This window comes from Allobosea sp. Leaf344, from assembly GCF_001426225.1.
GTDB lineage: Bacteria > Pseudomonadota > Alphaproteobacteria > Rhizobiales > Beijerinckiaceae > Allobosea.
On the sequence record NZ_LMRT01000015.1, the window covers coordinates 214,282 to 234,910 of the forward strand.

Annotated in this window: 20 protein-coding genes and 1 tRNA gene; 15 read left to right on the top strand and 6 right to left on the bottom strand. The window is 67.8% G+C overall.

The genetic code is table 11. The features are described 5' to 3' along the window. Nucleotides 1-27: 27 nt before the first annotated feature. Entirely contained in the window at nt 28-537 is a 510-nt protein-coding gene (locus ASG72_RS18130; protein WP_056715463.1) for a MarR family winged helix-turn-helix transcriptional regulator, read from the bottom strand. Nucleotides 538-634: 97 nt separating this feature from the next. Between ASG72_RS18130 and hmgA the strand changes: the two genes are divergently transcribed. After that, nucleotides 635-1,993: a homogentisate 1,2-dioxygenase gene (hmgA, locus tag ASG72_RS18135; protein ID WP_056715597.1), complete on the top strand. Its 1,359-nt coding sequence runs from the start codon at nt 635-637 to the stop codon at nt 1,991-1,993. Nucleotides 1,994-2,080: 87 nt separating this feature from the next. On the opposite strand, the gene dctP is transcribed toward hmgA, so the two are convergent. Next, nucleotides 2,081-3,166: a TRAP transporter substrate-binding protein DctP gene (gene dctP, locus ASG72_RS18140; protein ID WP_056715466.1), complete on the bottom strand. Its 1,086-nt coding sequence runs from the start codon at nt 3,164-3,166 to the stop codon at nt 2,081-2,083. 62 nt (nt 3,167-3,228) lie between these two features. On the opposite strand from dctP, the gene ASG72_RS18145 reads away from it, so the two are divergent. The 6 genes from ASG72_RS18145 (at nt 3,229) to ASG72_RS18170 (ending at nt 8,214) form a co-directional block, all read left to right on the top strand. Next, nucleotides 3,229-4,242, top strand: coding sequence for a fumarylacetoacetate hydrolase family protein (locus ASG72_RS18145; protein WP_056715471.1), 1,014 nt, complete (start codon nt 3,229-3,231; stop codon nt 4,240-4,242). Further along, on the top strand, nt 4,232-5,194 hold the full coding sequence (locus ASG72_RS18150; RefSeq protein ID WP_056715474.1) for an MBL fold metallo-hydrolase: 963 nt from the start codon (nt 4,232-4,234) through the stop codon (nt 5,192-5,194). The genes ASG72_RS18145 and ASG72_RS18150 overlap by 11 nt, the downstream gene beginning before the upstream one ends. Before the next feature lie 55 nt (nt 5,195-5,249). Then, a complete protein-coding gene (locus tag ASG72_RS18155) occupies nt 5,250-6,839 on the top strand; it encodes an FAD-dependent oxidoreductase (protein WP_056715479.1) in 1,590 nt (529 codons plus the stop codon). Then, nucleotides 6,836-7,063 (top strand): DUF2783 domain-containing protein, encoded by a 228-nt coding sequence (locus ASG72_RS18160; protein ID WP_244488868.1) that lies wholly within the window; start codon nt 6,836-6,838, stop codon nt 7,061-7,063. The genes ASG72_RS18155 and ASG72_RS18160 overlap by 4 nt, the downstream gene beginning before the upstream one ends. A gap of 30 nt (nt 7,064-7,093) precedes the next feature. Further along, nucleotides 7,094-7,627: a hypothetical protein gene (locus tag ASG72_RS18165; protein ID WP_056715482.1), complete on the top strand. Its 534-nt coding sequence runs from the start codon at nt 7,094-7,096 to the stop codon at nt 7,625-7,627. A 77-nt stretch (nt 7,628-7,704) separates the two neighbouring features. Beyond that, nucleotides 7,705-8,214, top strand: a complete 510-nt coding sequence (locus tag ASG72_RS18170) for a CreA family protein (protein ID WP_056715485.1) — start codon at nt 7,705-7,707, stop codon at nt 8,212-8,214. A gap of 7 nt (nt 8,215-8,221) precedes the next feature. Here ASG72_RS18170 and ASG72_RS18175 read toward each other — a convergent pair whose 3' ends face one another. Further along, on the bottom strand, nt 8,222-8,554 hold the full coding sequence (locus ASG72_RS18175; protein WP_082540463.1) for a hypothetical protein: 333 nt from the start codon (nt 8,552-8,554) through the stop codon (nt 8,222-8,224). A gap of 295 nt (nt 8,555-8,849) precedes the next feature. On the opposite strand from ASG72_RS18175, the gene cysS reads away from it, so the two are divergent. Next, complete coding sequence (gene cysS, locus ASG72_RS18180; RefSeq protein WP_156396044.1) at nt 8,850-10,409, top strand: cysteine--tRNA ligase; 1,560 nt, start codon at nt 8,850-8,852, stop codon at nt 10,407-10,409. A 189-nt stretch (nt 10,410-10,598) separates the two neighbouring features. Further along, nucleotides 10,599-12,194: a citramalate synthase gene (gene cimA / locus ASG72_RS18185; RefSeq protein WP_056715494.1), complete on the top strand. Its 1,596-nt coding sequence runs from the start codon at nt 10,599-10,601 to the stop codon at nt 12,192-12,194. A 42-nt stretch (nt 12,195-12,236) separates the two neighbouring features. Here the strand turns inward: cimA and ASG72_RS18190 are convergent, their stop codons facing one another. Beyond that, complete coding sequence (locus ASG72_RS18190) at nt 12,237-12,578, bottom strand: hypothetical protein (RefSeq protein ID WP_056715497.1); 342 nt, start codon at nt 12,576-12,578, stop codon at nt 12,237-12,239. A gap of 167 nt (nt 12,579-12,745) precedes the next feature. Between ASG72_RS18190 and ASG72_RS18195 the strand changes: the two genes are divergently transcribed. After that, entirely contained in the window at nt 12,746-14,659 is a 1,914-nt protein-coding gene (locus ASG72_RS18195; protein WP_056715501.1) for an ABC transporter ATP-binding protein/permease, read from the top strand. Between the two features lie 24 nt (nt 14,660-14,683). Here the strand turns inward: ASG72_RS18195 and ASG72_RS18200 are convergent, their stop codons facing one another. Continuing rightward, nucleotides 14,684-15,907, bottom strand: coding sequence for a GGDEF domain-containing protein (locus ASG72_RS18200; RefSeq protein ID WP_056715504.1), 1,224 nt, complete (start codon nt 15,905-15,907; stop codon nt 14,684-14,686). Nucleotides 15,908-16,200: 293 nt separating this feature from the next. Between ASG72_RS18200 and ASG72_RS18205 the strand changes: the two genes are divergently transcribed. Next, complete coding sequence (locus tag ASG72_RS18205) at nt 16,201-16,902, top strand: phosphatidylserine decarboxylase (RefSeq protein ID WP_056715506.1); 702 nt, start codon at nt 16,201-16,203, stop codon at nt 16,900-16,902. Between the two features lie 697 nt (nt 16,903-17,599). Then, nucleotides 17,600-18,445, top strand: a complete 846-nt coding sequence (locus ASG72_RS18210) for a phosphatidylcholine/phosphatidylserine synthase (protein ID WP_056715507.1) — start codon at nt 17,600-17,602, stop codon at nt 18,443-18,445. A gap of 3 nt (nt 18,446-18,448) precedes the next feature. On the opposite strand, the gene ASG72_RS18215 is transcribed toward ASG72_RS18210, so the two are convergent. Beyond that, on the bottom strand, nt 18,449-18,832 hold the full coding sequence (locus ASG72_RS18215) for a hypothetical protein (RefSeq protein WP_056715510.1): 384 nt from the start codon (nt 18,830-18,832) through the stop codon (nt 18,449-18,451). A gap of 321 nt (nt 18,833-19,153) precedes the next feature. Here ASG72_RS18215 and ASG72_RS18220 point away from each other — a divergent pair, with 321 nt between their 5' ends. The 3 genes from ASG72_RS18220 to ASG72_RS18230 all read left to right on the top strand — a co-directional run bounded on the left by ASG72_RS18220 (nt 19,154) and on the right by ASG72_RS18230 (nt 20,335). Continuing rightward, complete coding sequence (locus tag ASG72_RS18220) at nt 19,154-19,765, top strand: Maf-like protein (RefSeq protein ID WP_082540465.1); 612 nt, start codon at nt 19,154-19,156, stop codon at nt 19,763-19,765. Between the two features lie 77 nt (nt 19,766-19,842). Beyond that, nucleotides 19,843-20,058 (top strand): DNA gyrase inhibitor YacG, encoded by a 216-nt coding sequence (gene yacG / locus ASG72_RS18225; RefSeq protein WP_056715515.1) that lies wholly within the window; start codon nt 19,843-19,845, stop codon nt 20,056-20,058. 201 nt (nt 20,059-20,259) lie between these two features. Continuing rightward, nucleotides 20,260-20,335 (top strand) — tRNA-Phe (locus ASG72_RS18230). Nucleotides 20,336-20,629: the final 294 nt, after the last annotated feature.

The window sequence follows — 20,629 nt, forward strand, 5'->3', positions numbered from 1 at the left end:
GGCACCCCGCCGGCGCGACGTGCGGCCTCACTCCTCGCGATAGCCCCCGGCCAGGAGGCGGCCGCGCTCGGTCAGCGTCGACAGCACCCGCTCGAACACCTTGAGCTCGTCGGGCGCGATGCCTTCGGTCCAGCGTGACTGGAAGGCGAGGGCGAGCGGCACGATCTGCCGGTAGATCCGCAGGCCGGGCGCCGTCAGGCTGACGAAGGATTCGCGCCGGTCCTGCCGGTTTTCCGAACGCGTCAGCAGGCCCCGGCTTTCGAGCTCGGTCACGGCCCGCGAGACCTTGGTCTTGTGCATCTGCGCGAGCTCGCCGATGTCGCGCGCCGTCAGCGTACCGAATTCACCGAGCTGGGCGATCACGCGCCATTGCGGGATGTCGATGCCGAAATGCGCGCCGTAGATCCGCCCCAGCGCCCGGCTCGCGAAGAAGCCGACGACGTTCAGCCGATAGGGCAGGAACTGCTCCAGCCGCAGCTGCTCGCCAATCTGCAGATCCGGGCCCGGCGGCCCCTGTACAGGCGCGATCTTTGCCATTAGTTTCACCTGCAACTAATTCGGTCGTCGCCCCGACGATCATCCGCCAGGCGCCCGCTTGTCAAAGCCGGCACCGCCCCTGAGGCAGGAGACCTCCATGAACATCCAGTCGCGGATGCAGCCATCCAGCCAGGCCGGCGCCCGGCCGGCGCCGCTCTACATGTCGGGCTTCGGCAACTCCTTCGAGACGGAGGCGCTGCCGGATGCGCTGCCGATCGGCCGGAATTCGCCGCAGAAGCCCGCCTATGGCCTCTATGCCGAGCAGCTTTCGGGCTCGCCCTTCACGGCGCCGCGCGCGTCCAACGAGCGCTCCTGGCTCTATCGCATCCGCCCCAGCGTCAAGCATGGCGGCCGCTGGACGAAGATCGACAAGGGGCTGATCCGCACCGCGCCCTGCCGCGACGAGGCCGATCTGCCGATCGGCGCGCTGCGCTGGAGCCCGATTCCCCTGCCGGAAGAGGCGCAGACCTTCCTGACCGGGCTGCGCACGCTGACGACGGCCGGCGATGCCGACACCCAGGCGGGCATGGCGGCGCATATGCTGTCCGTCACCGCCTCGATGCAGCGGGAGTACCTGTTCGACGCCGATGGCGAGCTGATGATCGTCGCGCAGGACGGCCGGCTGCGCTTCTTCACCGAGTTCGGGATCATCGAGATCGAACCCGGCGAGATCTGCGTGATCCCGCGCGGCGTCGTCTTCCGCTGCGAATTGATCGACGGGCCGGCGCGCGCCTATGTCTGCGAGAATTACGGCGGAGCCTTCACTTTGCCCGATCGCGGGCCGATCGGCGCCAATTGCCTGGCCAATCCGCGCGATTTCCTCACGCCCGTGGCGGCCTATGAGGATAGCGAGGAGGACGCGACCCTCTACGCCAAATGGGGCGGCGAGATCTATGCCTGCAGCCTCGGGCAGTCGCCTCTCGACGTCGTCGCCTGGCACGGCAATTACGCGCCCTACAAATATGATCTGCGGCATTATTCGCCGGTGGGCGCGATCGGCTTCGACCATCCCGATCCATCGATCTTCACGGTGCTGACCGCGCCCTCCGAGACGCCCGGGACCGCCAATATCGACTTCGTCATCTTCCCGGAGCGCTGGATGGTGGCGGAGAACACCTTCCGCCCGCCCTGGTACCACCGCAACATCATGTCCGAATTCATGGGGCTGATCTACGGCGTCTACGACGCCAAGCCCGAGGGCTTCACGCCGGGCGGGTTCAGCCTGCACAATCTGATGCTGCCGCACGGCCCCGATACCCAGGCCTATGAGCATGCCAGCACCTGCGAGCTGAAGCCGGTCAAACTGACCGGCACCATGGCCTTCATGTTCGAGACGCGCTTTCCCCAGCGCGTCACCGGCTATGCCGCCGGCCTGCCGCAGCTGCAGGAGAACTACCCCGCCTGCTGGGAGGGGCTGAAGAAGCGCTTCGACCCGACGCGCAAGGACGCCTGGTGACCCGGCCGCGCCGCGATGCCGCGCGGACGCGCCGAACCCGGACCCTCCACGGCGCGCGCGCCGGGGAGGGCGTGGCGCTCGCGAGCCTCAGCGGCTCTTCAGCCGGTTCATGAAGCTGTCAAAGGACAGCTCCGCCACCTGCCACCACAGCAGGTTCTCGCCGCGGAAGGCGACCATCGAATCGTAGCCCTTCTTGAATTGCGGGTTCTTGGCCGAGGTCTCGGCGTAATATTCCTCGGCCGCCTTCAGCGCCGCTTCCATCACCGGGAGCGGGAAGGGGCGCAGCTGCGCGCCCTGGGAGACGAGCCGGCGCAGGCCGCCCGGATTCACCGCGTCATATTTCGCCAGCATCCAGTTATTGGCGGATTCGCAGGCCTGGTGGACGATGGCCTGGTAGTGCTTCGGCAGCTTGTTCCAGGCCTCCTGGCCGATGACGAGGTGCAGCATCGCGCCGCCCTCCCACCAGCCGGGGTAGTAGTAGTATTTGGCGACCCGCACGAAGCCGAGCTTCTCGTCGTCATAGGGCCCGACGAATTCGGCCGCATCGATGGTGCCACGCTCCAGCGCGGGATAGACGTCGCCGCCGGCGATCTGCGTCGGCACCACGCCGAGCTTCGCGAGCACCGCGCCGCCCATGCCGCCGATGCGGAATTTCAGCCCCTTGAGATCCTCCACCGACTTGATCTCGTTGCGGAAGAAGCCGCCCATCTGGCAGCCGGAATTGCCGCAGGGGATGGAATAGGCGCCGAATTTCGCCAGGGATTCGTTGACGATCTCCTGCCCGCCGCCGAAGAACCACCAGCTGTGCTGCTGGCGGGCGTTGAGGCCGAAGGGGATGCCGGTGCCGAGCCCGAGCGTCGCATCCTTGCCGATGTAGAAATAGGTCGGGGTATGCGCGCATTCGACCGTGCCGGACGTCACGGCATCGAGTGCCTGCAGCCCGGGCACGAGCTCGCCGGCCGAGAAGGTCTGCACCTGGAACTTGCCGTCGGTGGCCTCCGCCATCAGCTTGGCGAATTGCTGGGCGGTGCCGTAGATCGTGTCCAGCGACTTCGGAAAGCTGGAGGTCAGGCGCCACTTCACCTCCGGCATCGCCTGCGCGATGGCCGGCATGGCGATCGGCGTGGCGGCGGCTGCGAGCGCCCCTGTTTTCAAAAAGTCGCGGCGTTTCATAAGCTCTCCTCCCAAGGAATTGTTGCGCCCTTTGTGGCGCGTCGGGGAAGGAAAGAAAAGTCATGAAACTCGCGTCGCTTATGCATGGTCGGGATGGCCGACTCGTCGTCGTCGCCCGCGACCTCACCCGCGCGACCGACGCCTTCCCGGTGGTGCCGACATTGCAGGCGGCGCTCGATGATTGGGAGAGGCTGGCCCCGCGGCTGGCCGATCTCGCGGAGAGCCTCGAGCACGGCTCGGTGCCCTCCTTCCGCTTTCACGAGCATGATTGCGCCGCGCCGCTGCCGCGCGCCTATCAATGGCTGGACGGCTCGGCCTATGTGAATCATGTCGAGCTGGTGCGGAAGGCGCGGGGTGCCGAGATGCCGCAGAGCTTCTGGACCGATCCGCTGATGTATCAGGGCGGCTCCGATTCGCCGCTGGGGCCGCGCCAGCCGATCCTGGCGCGCAGCGAGGAGGACGGCATCGATCTCGAGGCCGAGATCGCCGTCATCACCGGCGACGTGCCGATGGGCGTCGGTCCGGAAGAGGCGCTCGCTCACATCCGGCTGGTGATGCTCGCAAACGACGTGAGCTTGCGGAATCTGATCGGCAGCGAATTGGCCAAAGGCTTTGGATTCGTTCAGTCAAAACCGCCCACGGCCTTCTCGCCGGTGGCCGTGACGCCGGACGAGCTCGGCCCCGCCTGGTCCGGCGGCAAGCTCGCTCTGCCCATCCAGTGCCAGGTCAACGGCAAGCCCTTCGGCAATCCCGATGCCGGGCTCGACATGACCTTCGGCTTCGGCGCGCTGATCGCCCATGCCGCCAGGACGCGCCCGCTCGCGGCCGGCACCATCATCGGCTCCGGCACGATCTCCAACCGCGACCCCTCCGGCGGCCCCGGGAAGCCGCTGGCCCAGGGCGGCGCCGGCTATGCCTGCATCGCCGAGCAGCGCATGGTCGAGACCATCCTGGCCGGCCGGGCGAGCACGCCCTTCCTGCGCTTCGGCGACAGCATCCGCATCGAGATGAAGGATGCGGCCGGCCATTCCATCTTTGGTGCCATCGAACAGGACATCCTTCCCCATGCAGCCTGACAAGCCCGCCTTCGCCTCCAGCGCCGATCTCGGCGAGAAGACGATTTCCTTCGACGAGATCGGGCAGGGGGTCTTCGCCTATACCGCCGAGGGCGACCCCAATACCGGCGTCGTGATCGGCGAGGACGGCGTCCTCGTCTTCGACGCCCAGGCCACGCCGAAAATGGCGCAGACCGTGATCGACCGGGTGCGCGCCGTCACCGACAAGCCGATCACCCATGTCGTGCTGTCGCATTACCATGCGGTGCGGGTGCTCGGCGCCCCGGCCTATGGCGCGCGCGACATCCTCTGCTCGGATGCGGCGCGCGAGATGATCGTGGAGCGTGGGGAACAGGACAAGGCCAGCGAGATCGGCCGGTTTCCGCGCCTGTTCCAGGGCGCGGAGTCGATCCTGCCCGGGCTGACCTGGCCGACCGCCACATTCACCGGCCGGGCCTCGATCTGGCTCGGCCGGCGCGAGGTCAGGCTGATGCAGATCGGCCGCGGCCATACGGCCGGCGACATCGTGGCCTGGATACCCGATGCGCAGGTGTGCTTCGCGGGCGATCTCGTGGAGTATGGCGCGACCCCCTATTGCGGCGACGCCCATTTCGGCGACTGGCCGGCGACGCTGGATCGGCTTTCCGAACTCGGCTCGGCCGCCATGGTGCCGGGGCGCGGCGCGGCGCTGACCGATGCGACGATGGTCGCGGCGGGGATCGGCGGCACGCGCGCCTTCCTCAGCGATCTCTACGCGGCGGTGAAGGAGAACGCTGCCGCCGGCCGCTCGCTGCGCGAGACCTTCGAGCGGGTGCATGCGACGCTGAAGCCGGGCTATGGCGACTGGGTCATCTTCGAGCATTGCCTGCCGTTCAACGTCAGCCGCGCCTATGACGAGGCGAAGGGGCTCGACCATCCCAGGATCTGGACGGATGAGCGCGACCGGCAGATGTGGGCGGAGCTGCGGGGGTGAGGATCCGCGCGATCGATATGCGGCGCCCTGACGCCGTGAGGGGCTCTGGCCGTCCATGAACCCTGCCCGCCAATTCGCCTATCGGCGCAGCCGCGACCAGGATGCGCCGCGGCCTGCCCATCACCCCGTCATCATCATCGGGGCCGGCCCGGTCGGGCTGACCCTGGCCTTGGATCTGGCGCGGCGGCAGGTGCCCGTGGTGCTGCTGGACGATTCCGACCGGATCGGGGCAGGCTCGCGGGCGATCTGCTTCGCCAAGCGCACGCTGGAGATCTTCGACAGGCTCGGCCTGGCCGATGCCATGGTCGAGAAGGGCGTGACCTGGCGCACCGGCAAGGTGTTTCACCGCGAAAAGCCGCTCTATGGCTTCGATCTGCTGCCCGAGCCCGGCCACAAGCAGCCCGCCTTCATCAACCTGCAGCAATATTACGTCGAGGCGGCGCTGGCCGACGCCGCCTCGGCGGAGGCGCTGATCGATCTGCGCTGGTCGCACCGCGTCACGCAGGTGGAGCCGCGCGACCAGGGCGTATCGCTGGAGATCGCGACGCCCGAGGGAGCCTATCGCCTGGATGCGGAGTGGGTCGTCGCCTGCGACGGCGCCCGCTCGCCGACCCGCACCATGCTCGGGCTCGACTTCATCGGGGAGCATTTCGAGGACCAGTTCCTGATCGCCGACGTCAAGATGCAGGCCGAATTTCCGACCGAGCGCTGGTTCTGGTTCCAGCCGCCCTTTCATGACGGCCAGTCGGCCCTGCTGCACAAGCAGCCGGACGATGTCTGGCGCATCGATCTGCAGCTGGGGCCCGCGGCCGATCCGGACCATGAGAAGCGCCCCGAGATCGTGCGGCCGCGGATCGCCCAGATGCTCGGCCATGACCGTTTCGCGCTGGAATGGGTCTCGGTCTATCGCTTCCAGTGCCGGCGGCTCGCGCGTTTCATCCATGACCGGGTGATTTTTGCCGGGGACGCGGCCCATCAGGTCTCGCCCTTCGGGGCTAGGGGCGCCAATTCCGGGATCCAGGATGCCGATAATCTCGGCTGGAAGCTCGCTCTGGTGATCAAGGGCCGGAGCCCGGCCGGCTTGCTGGCGAGCTATGACAGCGAGCGCATCGAGGCGGCCGACGAGAACATCCTCAACTCGACGCGGGCCACGGATTTCATCGCCCCGCGCTCCCCGGGAGAACGGGTGCTGAGGGATGCGGCGCTGGCGCTGGCGGGCAAGGCGCCTTTCGCCCGCAGCTTCGTCAATTCCGGGCGGCTCTCCGTGCCGACGAGCTATCGCGACTCGCCGCTGTCCACTCCCGATCGCGGCTGGCAGGGCGGCGTAGCCCCCGGCGCCGCGTTTCGCGATGCGCCCTTATCCGCCTCGGCCTGGCTCAGCGAGGCATTGCGGCCGGGCCTGCCGGTCGTGCTGTCGCATGGCGAGGATGGTGCCGCGCTGACGCCGGATGGCGCGCATTGGGCCAATGCACCCTGCGGCGAGGCCGAGCGCGGCGATGCCGCCCTGTTCGTCTCGCGCTATGGGACCGAGCCGGGCGATGCCTATGTGTTGCGGCCGGACGGGCATGTCGCCGCCCGCTTCCGGCATGCGACGCGGGCCGACGTGACCCGCGCCATCGAGCGGCTGGAGGGCAGGGCCTCATGACGGGAGCGCTTTCGGATTCGCAGACCACGGCGCTGGCGCAGGAGATGCGGCTCGCCGATCCCGACGCGGCCTTCCGCCTGATCGCGCAGGCGCATCGCGGCCTCGACGAGCGGCAGAGCGCGGCGCTCAATGCCCGGCTGGTGCTGATCCTCGCCAACCAGATCGGGGATCTCGCAGTCTTGCGTGCAGCGGTGGAACTCGCTCATGCGGCTGGCGAGCCTTGACGCTGTCGCCGGCTGCCGCGACAAACAGGCATGATCGATCCTGCTCCGCTCTATTCCGACGCGATTCCGCTCGCCTTCTTCGCCTGGGCCCCGGTCGGCGTGATGCTGTTCTTCTGGCTGGCCGGTTTATGGGCGAGCCGGGCGGGCGTGCCCCGCCTGCTCGAGAACGACTGGAACGGCTTCACCGTCGCCGATGTCCACAAGCTGTTCGACGCCTATGGCGAGACGCGCCGGCGCATTTATCGCAACCGTGTCCTGCCGGCGGATGTCGCCTTCGCCTTCTTCTACGGGATCGTCGGCGCCCTGACGATCTATGCGCTGGTTTCGCGCGGCCAGCCGCTCTGGCTCGCGGCGCTGTGCGGCGGTGGCTGGCTGCTGGGCGCGCTCTTCGATGTCGCGGAGAACCTCTCGGTCGCGAGGCTGCTCGACACCTATCCCGAGATCGCCGAGCGCGACGTCGCCTTCGCCTCGCGTGTCACGCAGATCAAGCTCGTCCTGTTCAGCCTCGGTACGCTCGGTGCCGTCGCCGCGGCCTGGCTGGCCTGGCGCCCCCTCGCCATCTGAGTGAGAGGCCCTAGCGCCGGCGCGGTCGCGGGGCCATATCCGCGGGCGAGACCTGTCCTGCCGGAGAAGCCCCTGCCATGCGCCTGATCCCCACCGCCCTCTTCGGCCTCGCTCTCGCCGCCGCGACCGCGCTTCCCGCCGCGGCCCAGGAGGATCTGATCTTCAAGAAATCCACGGTCTGGAAGATGCTGACCCCGGACGACAAGCTCGCGGTCTACGGGGTCGACGATCCGCTCGTCGAAGGCGTGGCCTGTCACTACACCACGCCTGAGAAGGGCGGCGTCTCCGGCATGTTCGGCGTGGCGGAGGAGGTCTCGGACATCTCGCTCGCCTGCCGGCAGATCGGCCCGGTCCGCTTCAAAGAGAAATTCGAGCAGGGGGATGTCGTGTTCCGCGAGCGGCGCTCGCTGATCTGGAAGAAGATGCAGATCGTGCGCGGCTGCGACACCAAGCGCAACGTCCTGATCTACATGGTCTATTCGGATCGGCTGATCGAGGGTTCGCCGAAGAATTCGACGTCGAGCGTCCCGATCATGCCCTGGGGAGCCGGCGGCGAGCCGCCGCGCTGCGCGGATTGGGTGAAGTAGCCCGGGCTCAGGGGCCGCAGGTGATCGCCAGAGGCTGCTCGGCCGGCGCGCTGGCCGTGCTGGCCTTGGAGAGCGAACCGGTGAAATCCTCGCGGCTGGCGATGCCGAACGCCGTCGCCTGGCGATAGCCCTTGGCCTCGCACCAGGCATTGGCGACGATCTTGCCGCATTCCGACTTGCTGGAGATGCAGTCGGCGACGCCGTAGCCGTCGCTCGCCGGAATCAGGAATGTCTGTGCGCTCTTGGGAGCGGCGACCGTCTCGGAGGCGGGCAGGACCGCGAGCGACAGCCCGCCGCCCACCATTCCGAACAGACCGATCAAGGCAATGGCGCGACGCATGTATCAAGTCCCCGTAGACGACAGGACGCAAACCCTCGAATCGAGAGTATGGTTCCAAGCCGTTAAGGTTGGGTGAACTCGCCGGGCCCGCGATTGTGCGGTGCAGCAAGGGCGGCCCTCTTGACGCAAAGCGCGCGCACAGGCAAGCAGAAAAGATGACGCGCGCCGCCATCCTCATTTGTCGGATTTGCCGCTAGCTTTCGCTGGCCGGCTGCTCACGTCCTCGTCTTCCGAAGAGACCTGACAACAGCGCCCCGGCCAGCGGCCAGGTCGTTTCTGTCGTCTTGTCTCGGGAATCCGTGCGATGTCGCCCCAGCTCAGGCTCTACAACACGCTGACGCGGACGAAGGAGGATTTCGCTCCGATCGATCCGCGGAACATCCGCATCTATGTCTGCGGCCCGACGGTCTATGATTATGCCCATATCGGCAATGCCCGCCCGGTCATCGTGTTCGACGTGCTGTACCGGCTGCTGCGCCATCTCCACGGCGCCGACCACGTCACCTATGCCCGCAACCTCACCGATGTCGACGACAAGATCAACGCGCGGGCGGCGCGGGATTTTTCCGATCTGCCGCTGAACGAGGCGATCGCCCGGGTCACCCAGGGCACCACCGCCCAGTTCCATGCCGACATCGCGGCGCTGGGCTGCCTGCCGCCGGATGAGGAGCCGCGCGCGACCGGTCATATCGGTCAGATGCAGGCGATCATCCACCGCCTGATCGCGCGCGGCGTCGCCTATGTCGCGGAGGAACACGTGCTGTTCCATGTTCCGGCGGTGGCGCATCTGCGCGCGGCGCCGAAATACGGCTCGCTCGCCCGCCGCCCACTCGACGAGATGATCGCCGGCGCCCGCGTCGACGTCGCGCCCTATAAGCGGGATCCGATGGATTTCGTGCTCTGGAAGCCGAGCCGCGAGGGGGTCGATCCGGGCTGGCTCTGGCCGGATGGCGCGCCCGCAGGCATCACCCGTCCCGGCCGCCCGGGCTGGCATATCGAATGCTCGGCGATGTCGATGGCAAAGCTGCTGGAGCCTTTCGGCGGCGGGCTCTCCTGCGACGATCCGGCCAAGAACGTCTTCGACATCCATGGCGGCGGCATCGACCTCGTCTTCCCGCACCACGAGAACGAGATCGCGCAATCCTGCTGCGCCTTCGGCGGCGCCGAGGGGGCAGGGCGCATGGCCAATATCTGGATGCATAACGGCTTCCTGCAGGTGGAAGGCGAGAAGATGTCGAAATCCCTCGGCAATTTCGTCACCATCAACGAGCTGCTGGAGAGCGACAGGTTCGGCGGGCGCAACTGGCCCGGCGAAGTCCTGCGGCTGGCCATGCTGAAGACCCATTATCGCCAACCGATCGACTGGACGGTGAAGGCGCTCGACGAGGCGGAGAAGACGCTCGACGGCTGGTACGAGCTGCTCGAGGGTACGCCGATCGACGCGGCGGCCGCGCCCGTCGCGTCCGTGGTCGAGCCCCTGCTCGACGATCTCAACACCGTCGCCGCGGTCTCCGAGCTCTACCCCCTGTTCGGCTCCGGCCGCTCCGCGGCGGCGAGACCGGGCGAGGCGGGAGGATTTGCGGCATCAGCCTCCGCGGCCGTGGCCGCGGCGCGGATCCTGGGCCTGCTCCAGCATGATCCCGCGGCGTGGCGCGCCCGGAAGATCGCCGATGCCGCGATCGACGAGGCTCAGGTCGGATCGCTCGTCACGGCCCGGCTCGCGGCCCGCCGCGCCAAAGATTTCGCCGAATCCGACCGGATCCGCGACGAGCTCGCCGCGCTCGGCATCGCCCTCAAGGACGGCAAGGACCCGGCGACGGGCGAGCCGACCACGATCTGGGAGGTCCGGCGATGAAGGACCGTCGGCCCTCGCCATTCCGGGAGGCGGCGGCGTGCGCCTCCGCCCGCGCCCCCCTCGTCACCGGTAGGAAGAGCCCATGACCCCGAAAATCCGCCCCGCCGGCTCGCTCTCCGTCGCGATCAAGCTCGTCATGCTGGCCATGGTGATGCCCAAGGTGCTGCGCTTCAAACTGCGGCGCAAACCATGAGCGCCGCACGCATCCACCTCTTCGACACCACCCTGCGCGACGGCGCGCAGACCACGGGCGTCGATTTCTCGCTCGACGACAAGCGCGCCGTGGCGGGGATGCTGGATCGGCTCGGCATCGACTATGTCGAGGGCGGCTATCCCGGCGCCAACCCGCTGGATACCGCCTTCTTCGCGGAGAAACCGACGAAACACGCCCGTTTCGCGGCCTTCGGCATGACTAAGCGGGCCGGGCGCTCGGCCGCCAACGACCCCGGCATCGCGGCGCTGCTGGAGGCGCGGGCCGATGCCATCGTCTTCGTCGCCAAGAGCTGGGATTATCACGTGCATGTCGCGCTCGAGATCTCGCTCGAGGAGAATCTCGCCGGCATCCGCGAGAGCGTCGAGGCGGCGAAGGCGGCCGGGCGCGAGGTGATGCTGGATTGCGAGCATTTCTTCGATGGCTACAAGGCCAATCCGGCCTATGCGCTGGCCTGCGCCCGCACCGCCTATGAGGCCGGGGCGCGCTGGGTCGTGCTCTGCGACACCAATGGCGGCACCTTGCCCAACGAGGTCGCCGCGATCGTCGGCGAGGTCGTCAAGACCGTGCCGGGCGAGCATCTCGGCATCCACGCCCATGATGATTGCGGCTGCGCCGTCGCCAATTCGCTGGCGGCCGTGGAGGCCGGGGTGCGCCAGATCCAGGGCACGCTCAACGGGCTGGGCGAGCGCTGCGGCAACGCCAATCTGGTGACGCTGATCGGCGCGCTGAAGCTGAAGCCGCTCTATCGCGAGCGTTTCGCGCTGGGGGTGGATGACCGGCAGCTCGGCGAGCTCACCCATGTCTCGCGGGCCCTCGACGAGATGCTGAACCGCGCGCCCAACCGCCATGCGCCCTTCGTCGGCGCCTCGGCCTTCGCCACCAAGGCCGGCATCCACGCCTCGGCCGTGCTGAAGGACCCTCGCACCTATGAGCATGTCCCGCCCGAGGCGACTGGCAATCTGCGCAAGGTCTTGATCTCCGACCAGGGCGGCAAGTCCAATCTCGCCGCCGAGCTGGAGCGGATCGGCGTGACCATCGGCCGGAACGATCCGCGCCTCGGCCGCGTCCTCGACGAGGTCAAGGAGAAGGAGGCGCAGGGCTATGCTTTCGAGGGCGCCGACGCGTCCTTCTTCCTGCTCGCCAAGCGCATCCTGCGCGAGGTGCCGGAGTATTTTTCGGTCGAGCGGTTCAAGGTCAATGTCGAGCGCCGCTACAACGCCAATGGCGAGCTCGTCACCTTCTCGGAAGCGACGGTGAAGCTGAAGGTCGGCGACGACGTGCTGATCTCGGCCGCCGAGGGCACGGGCCCGGTCAACGCGCTGGATCTCGCCTTGCGCAAGGATCTCGGGCGCTATCAGGCGCTGATCGGCGGGCTCAGGCTGGTGGACTACAAGGTCCGCATCTTCCAGGGCGGCACCGATGCGGTGACCCGCGTCCTGATCGAATCCGCCGATGAGACGGGCGAGCGCTGGACCACGGTGGGCGTCAGCGCCAACATCATCGACGCCTCGTTCCAGGCGCTGGTCGATTCCATCACCTACAAGCTCGTGCGCGAGGGCGCCACGGCCTGAGGGAGGCCGTCTCTCCGGCCCGGGCCGGAGAGACGGATCGGCTCATTCGGTCAGGCGGATCACCTTGTCCTTGCAGAGATCCATGCTCTCGGCATCGCTCTCCACATCGTCGTCGAACTTCGCCAGCACGTAGAAGCTGCAGCCCGCCGGCTTGTTCAGCTTGAGCGCGACGCTCTTGCCCGGCGCCAGCGGCTTGGAGAGCTTGGCCACGAGGCGCGATTGCTCGCCGGTGGTGGCGATCTCGAGGCTGGTCAAGGCGACGCTGCGGTTGTTCGTGACGTTGACCTGGGCCGGCGGCTTGGCCGCACGCTGGGCGAGGGCCGGGGCATGCGACAGGACGAGACCCGTGGCCGCGGCGAGGGCGAGTGTGTGAACCGGTTTCATGCTTGCTGCTTCCCCATGGAGCGGATTGGTCCGGACGTCCCAATGTGACACCCGCCCCGCGGCAATAACAAGGCTGTGATGCGCAATCTGTCCACAGCTGTCGCCGGGCATGCATTGCCGGACGAATGCGCTTATACCGCAGGCAGCCAATCTGGAATCATCCCAAAATGCCGCCCTCCGTCGTGCCGACGCCCGCGCAGAACTTCGCCCGTTCGGCGGCCCTGAAACCGGGCGCAGGATTCATCGCGACCTTCCACGCGCTCTGGCCCTATCTCTGGCCGTCGGATCGCGCGGATCTGCGCCGGCGGGTCGTCCTCGCCTTCGTCCTGCTCGTGCTGGGGCGGGTGGTGCTGATGGGGGTGCCCTTCACCTTCAAATGGGCGACCGACGCCCTCGCCAACACGCCCTCGACGCTGCAGAACTGGCTGCCCTTCCTGGTCGGCGCGCCACTCGCCCTGACGGTGCTCTACGGCCTGGCGCGCATCGGCTCGGCGGCCTTCATCCAGGCGCGGGACGCGCTTTTCGCGCCGGTCTTCATGCATGCCGTGCGGACCCTGGCGCTGCAGACCTTCGGCCATCTCCACCACCTCTCGCTGCGCTTCCATCTCGAGCGCAAGACCGGCGGCCTGACCCGGGTGCTGGAGCGCGGCCGCAACGGCATCGAGGAGATGGTGCGGCTCGGCCTCAACCAGCTCGTGCCCGTGATCGTCGAGGTCACGCTGATCATCGCCGTGCTGCTCACGCTGTTCGACTGGCTCTATGTCGTCGTGCTGGTGGTGATGGTCACCGCCTACATGGCCTACACCATCAAGGCCACGGAATGGCGCATCGCCATCCGCGGCGCCATGAACGAGAGCGACAACGACGCCAATTCGAAGGCGATCGACTCGCTGCTGAACTACGAGACGGTGAAGTATTTCGGGGCGGAAGCGCGCGAGACCGCCCGCTACGACACGTCGATGGCGCGCTACGAGCGCAACTCGATCAAGGCCTACACCTCGCTCGCGCTGCTGAATTTCGGCCAGGCCACGATCTTCGCGGCGGGTCTGACGATCTCGATGGTGATGGCGGTGCAGGGCTTCCGCGCCGGCACGCACACGGTCGGCGATTTCGTGCTGATCAACGCCATGCTGATCCAGCTCTACCAGCCGCTGAATTTCATGGGCACCGTCTATCGCGAGATCAAGCAGGCGACGCTCGACATCGAGCAGATGTTCTCGCTGATCGGCAAGGATCCGGAGATCCAGGACAAGCCGGGCGCGCCGCCGCTGCGGGTGCCGGAGGGCGAGGTCGTCTTCGAGGACGTGCATTTCGCCTATATTCCGGAGCGGCCGATCCTGCGCGGCATCTCCTTCTCCGTCCCGCCGGGCAGGACCATCGCCATCGTCGGCCCGTCCGGGGCCGGCAAATCGACGATTTCGCGCCTGCTCTTCCGCTTCTACGAGCCGCAGCAGGGGCGCATTCTGATCGACGGGCAGCCGATCGCGGATGTGCAGCAGGTTTCGCTGCGCGCCGCCATCGGCATGGTCCCGCAGGATACGGTGCTGTTCAACGACAGCATCGAATACAATATCCGCTATGGCCGGCCGGATGCGACGCAGGCCGAGGTCGAGGAGGCCGCGCGACTCGCCCAGATCGACCGCTTCATCAAATCCCTGCCGGACGGCTATGGCACCTCCGTCGGCGAGCGCGGGCTGAAGCTGTCGGGTGGCGAGAAGCAGCGGGTCGCGATCGCGCGGACGATCCTGAAGGGCCCGCCGATCCTGGTGCTGGACGAGGCGACATCCGCCCTCGACTCCTTCACCGAGAAGGAGATCCAGGACGCGCTCGACCGGGTCAGCGAGGGCCGGACGACGCTGGTCATCGCCCATCGCCTCTCCACGGTGATCAATGCCGATGAGATCATCGTCCTCGACAAGGGGCTGATCGTCGAGCGCGGCAGCCACCCCCAGCTTCTCGCCGCGGACGGCGTCTATGCCGCGCTCTGGAACCGCCAGCGCCAGGTCGACGAGGCGAAGGCGACGCTGCAGCAGGCGGCGGCGGAGGAGAGCGCCAGCGTCCGCGTCAGCCTGACGCGCTGACCGTCGCCAGGCGGCCTCCCGCTTCTAGGAAGCGCGCGCCAGCGGCGCGGCCGGGGCTCCGCCATCCTTTAAGTCCTGCACCTCGTCATCCAGCCGGGCCTGGTTACGGCCGTCGCTCTTGATGCGATAGAGCGCCCGGTCGGCGCGGCTGACGACGGTGCTCAACTCCGTCTCGTTTGCCCGGAAGGCGGCGACGCCGATGCTGACCGTCACCGCGATGGCCTGGTCGCCTGCCAGGAAAGGCTGGCAGGCGATGGCCCGGCACAGCCGCTTGGCCAGCCGCAGCGCGGCGGCCCCGCCGCGATCGGGCAGGATGATCAGGAATTCCTCGCCGCCCCAGCGCGCCAGGATATCGCGCTGCGGCCGCGCCACGCTCTCCATGCGGCGGGCGAAAGCCTTCAGCACGAGATCCCCGGCCTCATGGCCGTAATGATCGTTGATCGCCTTGAAATGATCGATATCGGCCAGCAGCACCGCCATCGGCCGCCCGCCGCGGCTGCGCTCGCCGAGCAGCGCGACCGAGCGATCCTGCGCGCCGCGGCGATTGGCGAGCCCGGTCAGCGGATCGGTCGCCGCATGGGCCTTGAGCTGCGCATGGGCGTGTTCGAGCGTCATCGCGATCAGCCCGAGATAGATCAGCGTCGACGAGAACTGGTCGACGAACAGCGCATATTGGCGGTGGTCTGGAGGAGGCGGGGCGGCGGTGGAATCCGCGCCCTGCAGCGTGAGGAAGAGCAGCAACGCGGAGCTGGCGAGCGCCACCGCATAGGCGAAGAGCGCCGCCACCACCACCCATTGCGAAGGCGAGCGCCAGGTCGCCCGGTTGCAGAAGACCAGCGCGGCGCGCACCAGGCTGAACGCCATCAGCAGCAGCACCGGGACGAGGGCGAAGGGCTCCGACGGCGCCACCTGAATCACGCCGCCATAGGCCGTGGCCGGCCCGAGCGCGGCCAGGATCACCGCGGCGGTGGGGATCCGGCGGTCGAAATAGGCCGCGCCGCCCTTCCAGACGCAGGCGATGCTGAGGCCGAAGATCAGGTAGATGATGGTGCCTTCCAGAGGCTCCGGGCTCGGACTCGCCGAGCTGCCGTAAAGCAGCCAGAGGCCCTGGCAGGAGAGCGAGATGCTGAGCAGCCACCACAGGAAGGCGGTGCGGGCCCCGCCCACCATGCTGAACAGCAGGAAAAACAGGGCAAAACCGGCACGGGCCGCGATGCTGGCGAAAAGCAGGGTCTTGATATCCAGCATTGATCCGGCCGCGTCGACTGTTGGTCGTATCTCCGTATTAATTGCATGACGCTACGTTAGAAGATTTACCGATCCGTTTATTCGGCGCCTATACCTATAGCGATGTTGACGCTATTGCCGGTGATGCGTCCGCGCGGGGCGGCCGCTTATCCCCGGGCCGGGTGCTTTGCCGCGACACCGCACCTCTTCCCCCCGACCGCCGAACCGCCTAAACACCAGCATCCGCACGGCGGCCCCGACCGCCGGCCCCGCCATAGCGCGCCCTGTTTGCGCCAGAACGACCAGGACACCGCATGTCGCTCCTCGATTCCACCCGCAAGGTGATCGTGCCCATCCATAAGGAGGGCTATATCTTCATCGCCATCGCGCTGGTGGCGACCCTGGTCCTGGGCCATCTCTGGACGCCCTTCGGCTGGATCGGCGCGCTGATCACGCTCTGGGTCTGCTATTTCTTCCGCGATCCCGTCCGCATCACGCCGCAGCGCGCGGGGCTGGTGATCTCGCCGGCCGATGGCCGCGTCAGCCAGGTGGCGCTCGCGCTGCCGCCGCCGGAGCTGAACCTGCCGGCCGAGCCGATGACGCGGATCTCGATCTTCATGAATGTCTTCGACTGCCATGTGAATCGCGCGCCGGTGCCGGGGCGTATCGTCAAGATGGCCTATACGCCCGGCCTCTTCCTCAATGCCGAGCTCGACAAGGCGAGCGACGACAATGAGCGCAACGCCCTGGCGATCGAGACCTCCTTCGGCACGGTCGGCGTCGTCCAGATAGCCGGGCTGATCGCGCGGCGCATCGTGCCCTTCGTCAAGGAGGGCGAGGTGATCGCGACGGGCGAGCGCTTCGGCCTGATCCGCTTCGGCTCGCGGGTCGACGTCTATCTGCCGACCAGCGTCGTGCCTCTGGTCGGCGAGGGCCAGACGGCGATCGCCGGCGAGACGGTCCTGGCCGACGCCACCACGCCGGAAATCGAGAAGCGCAGCTATCGCGGGATTTGAGCCCGGCTCGGCGGTGCGGGCGGGCGCGACGGTCTGGATTGCTTCGCTTCCGCTCGCAAGGACGATCCGTCCTTGCGAGGAGCGTCAGCGACGAAGCAACCCAGGTGGGCGTAGAGCGCTACGAGCTGGGTTGCTTCGCTCACGCTCGCAATGACGGGTGGGCGTCCTTGCGAGGAGCGTCAGCGACGAAGCAACCCAGGGGGACGTGGAGCGCTACGAGCTGGGTTGCTTCGCTGCGCTCGCAATGACGGGTGAAGCGTCATTGCGAGGAGCGTCAGCGACGAAGCAACCCAGGGGGCGTGGAGCTCGACGATCTGGGTTGCTTCGCTACGCTCGCAAGGACGGTACCGTCTTTGCGAGGAGCGCCAGCGAACGAAGCAACCTAGGGGGACGTGGAGCTCTGCGATGCTGGGTTGCTTCGCTACCGCTCGCAAGGACGGATCACCGTCATTGCGAGGAGCGTCAGCGACGAAGCAACCCAGGGGGGCGGAGAGCGCTATGAGCTGGGTTGCTTCGCTGCGCTCGCAATGACGATCCGTCCTTGCGAGGAGCGTCAGCGACGAAGCAACCCAGGGGGCCGTAGAGCTCTCCGCGCTGGATTACTTCGCTTCCGCTCGCGAGGACGGTCGAGCCCGCGCACTCCGGCTCTGCGATCAGCCGCCTAGCGTCCCCGGCCGAAACCGCGTATTCCGGCAGGATGAGCGATCTCTTTCCCCCCTTCGAGCCCGAGCGCGAAACGCGCCGGGCGCGGTTCAAGGCGATCCCCTTCCGGCTGATCGCCCCCAATCTGGTCACGCTGCTCGCGCTGTGCCTCGGCCTCACCGCCATGCGGCTGGTCGTCGACGGCAGGCTCGAGACCGCGACGATCTGCATTCTGGTGGCCGCGGCGCTCGATGGCGTCGACGGGCGGCTGGCGCGTCTGCTGAAGGGCACCTCGCGCTTCGGAGCCGAGCTCGATTCGCTGTCGGATTTCCTGAATTTCGGCGTCGCCACCGGCTATGTCCTGTGGATCTTCAACCTCCACCAGCTGAAATCCTTCGGCTGGATCGTGGTGCTGACGCTGGCCTGCGCGATGGCGCTGCGGCTGGCGCGCTTCAACGTGATGATCGACGATCCCGACCGGCCGGAATGGCAGAAGAACTTCTTCGTCGGCATGCCGGCCCCCGCCGGCGCGATCACCGCGATGCTGCCGCTCTACCTGCATTTCATCGGCGTGCCGGTGCAGGAATATGGCGCCCCCTTCGTCGGGCTCTATATCCTGTTCATCGCCTTCCTGACGATCTCGCGGATTCCCTGCTATGCCGGCAAGACGCTGGGCACGCGGGTGCCGCGCGACAAGGTGTTGCCGATCTTCGTCGCCGTCGTGGTGGTGGCCGGGCTGCTCTTCGCCTATCCGTTCGAGATGCTGGCGCTGGTCGTGGTGGCCTATCTTGGCCTGCTGCCGCTCAGCGTCGCGCGCTACCGCCAGCTCGAGCGCGAGCATGCGGTGAAGCTGCCCGAGACGGTGCCGGCGCCGGCGGAGCGCCCGCCCGAGCCGGCCTGAGCCTCAGCGCTTGCGGGCGCGCAGCCGCAGCGCATTGGCCTGGGCCCGCTTCGAAAACGGCTCCAGGGAATGATTGACCACCTTGGCGGTGGCCTCGTGCAGATCGACCTGCGCCAGCGGGTTGAAGACCACGCCCCACCAGAACATCGCGGTGGCGTGGCCGGCGGCGAAGCCGCTCTCCATCACCGCCGTGACCTTCTCGGTCACCGCCTTGGCCGCTTCCGTCTGCCCGCGCCGGTCCCCCAGCGCACCCTTCACCAGCATCGGCATGCGCAGGGCGATCGTCAGCCCCGCATCGGCCTGCATCGCCAGCATGCGCGTCGTCAAGGCCTGCGCCTCGACCCCCGCACCGGCGATCATCTCCAGGGGTTTCGCGGTCTTGGCCATGCCGGATCGAGCTCCATCCTCCCGCGACGGCCTTGCAGGACATGCGGCGTCGCAGGCCCCGAATGTGGCCTCCCGCGCCCGATGATGCAATGCGATAGCGGCTCCTCCCTTGCGCGCGCGGAATGACCGGGACGCATGGAACCTCCGCACATGCGCCGGACGCGTGACGGAACAGGGCCATGCCATACGCCACGAGCAGGGCCGCAAATCCGGTTTCCACTTGGCTCGTCCTGCTCTAGACCCTAGACCGAGCCCCCCGCGTCAGAGCCCAAGCCGATCGTGAACCTGTTTTCCTCTCCCAAGCCGCCGGGCTGGCGGCCCATGCTGGTTCTGGCCTCGGCCTCGCCGCGCCGGCTCGCTTTGCTCGAGCAGGCCGGGTTGAAGCCCGACGCGCTGCTGCCCGCCGATCTCGACGAGACGCCGCTGAAGGGCGAGCGCCCGCGCGATCTCGCCCGCCGCCTGGCGCGGGAGAAGGCCCAGGCGGCTTTGGCCGGCGCCAGGGCGCGTGCCGATCTCGAGGGCTGCTACATCGTCGCCGCCGATACCGTCGTCGCCGTCGGCCGGCGCATCCTGCCCAAGGCCGAGATCGTCGACGAGGCCGCCGCCTGCCTGCGGCTGCTCTCCGGCCGCGCCCACCGCGTCTATACCGGCGTCGCCATCGCCACCCCCTCGGGCGCGATCCGCGACCGCATCGTCGAGACCAGGCTGCGCTTCAAGCGGCTCTCGGGCGAGGAGATGGAGGCCTATCTCGCCTCGGGCGAATGGCGCGGCAAGGCCGGCGGCTATGCCATCCAGGGCATCGCCGGTTCCTTCGTCGTCAAGCTCGTCGGCTCCTACAGCGCGGTCGTCGGCCTGCCGCTCTACGAGACGGTGAATCTGCTCGGCGGCGAGGGCTACCCCGTGCGCTTCGGCTGGCTGAACATCGGCGCCTGAACCCGCCGGCCGCTTGGCCCGGCCCGCCGCTCTCCCTATTTCAAGCGACCCGAAGCGAGGACATGCGAAGCTCCGCCATGGCTGACGACGACACGCCACCCCCCGCCGCGAGGGCGAAACCCTGTCCGATCTGCGGCAAGCCGCCGGAGCCCCGCTTCAAGCCGTTCTGCTCGTCGCGCTGCGCCGACATCGATCTCGGACGCTGGCTGAAGGGCAGCTATGTCATCCCCGGCGCGCCAGTGGACGAGGCGGAAGCCGGCAAGCCCGGCACCGAGGACGACCGCGAGATCTGACCGGACCCGCGCCATGGCCGGGCCGCCCGGCCGCGGTGGCGCGGCGCCTCGAGCCTGTCCGCGAGGGCAGGGGCGCCGGGCCGGACCGGCGCCGCGGGATGCGAGACGATTGTCCGGCAAAATTCCCGAAGCCGACTGGACAGCGCGGAAGCGAGACATTATACCCCGCCCACCAACAGGGAAGCGCACAGCCTCCCCGGCGCCCAGATAGCTCAGTTGGTAGAGCATGCGACTGAAAATCGCAGTGTCGCTGGTTCGATTCCAGCTCTGGGCACCATTTCTTCTTCCTACAATTGTAACCGCTCACGTCTGCCTGAGGTTTGCGAGTGTTGCGACGCGACGAAGCAACTCAGGGGGCCGTGGAGCGCTACGAACTGGGTTGCTTCGCTGCGCTCGCAATGACGGATCACCGTCCTTGCGAGGAGCGCCAGCGACGAAGCAACCCAGGGGGCGTGGAGCTCGACGAGCTGGGTTGCTTCGCTGCGCTCGCAATGACGGATCAGCGTCTTTGCGAGGAGCGTCAGCGACGAAGCAACCCAGGGGGCCGTGGAGCGCTACGAGCTGGGTTGCT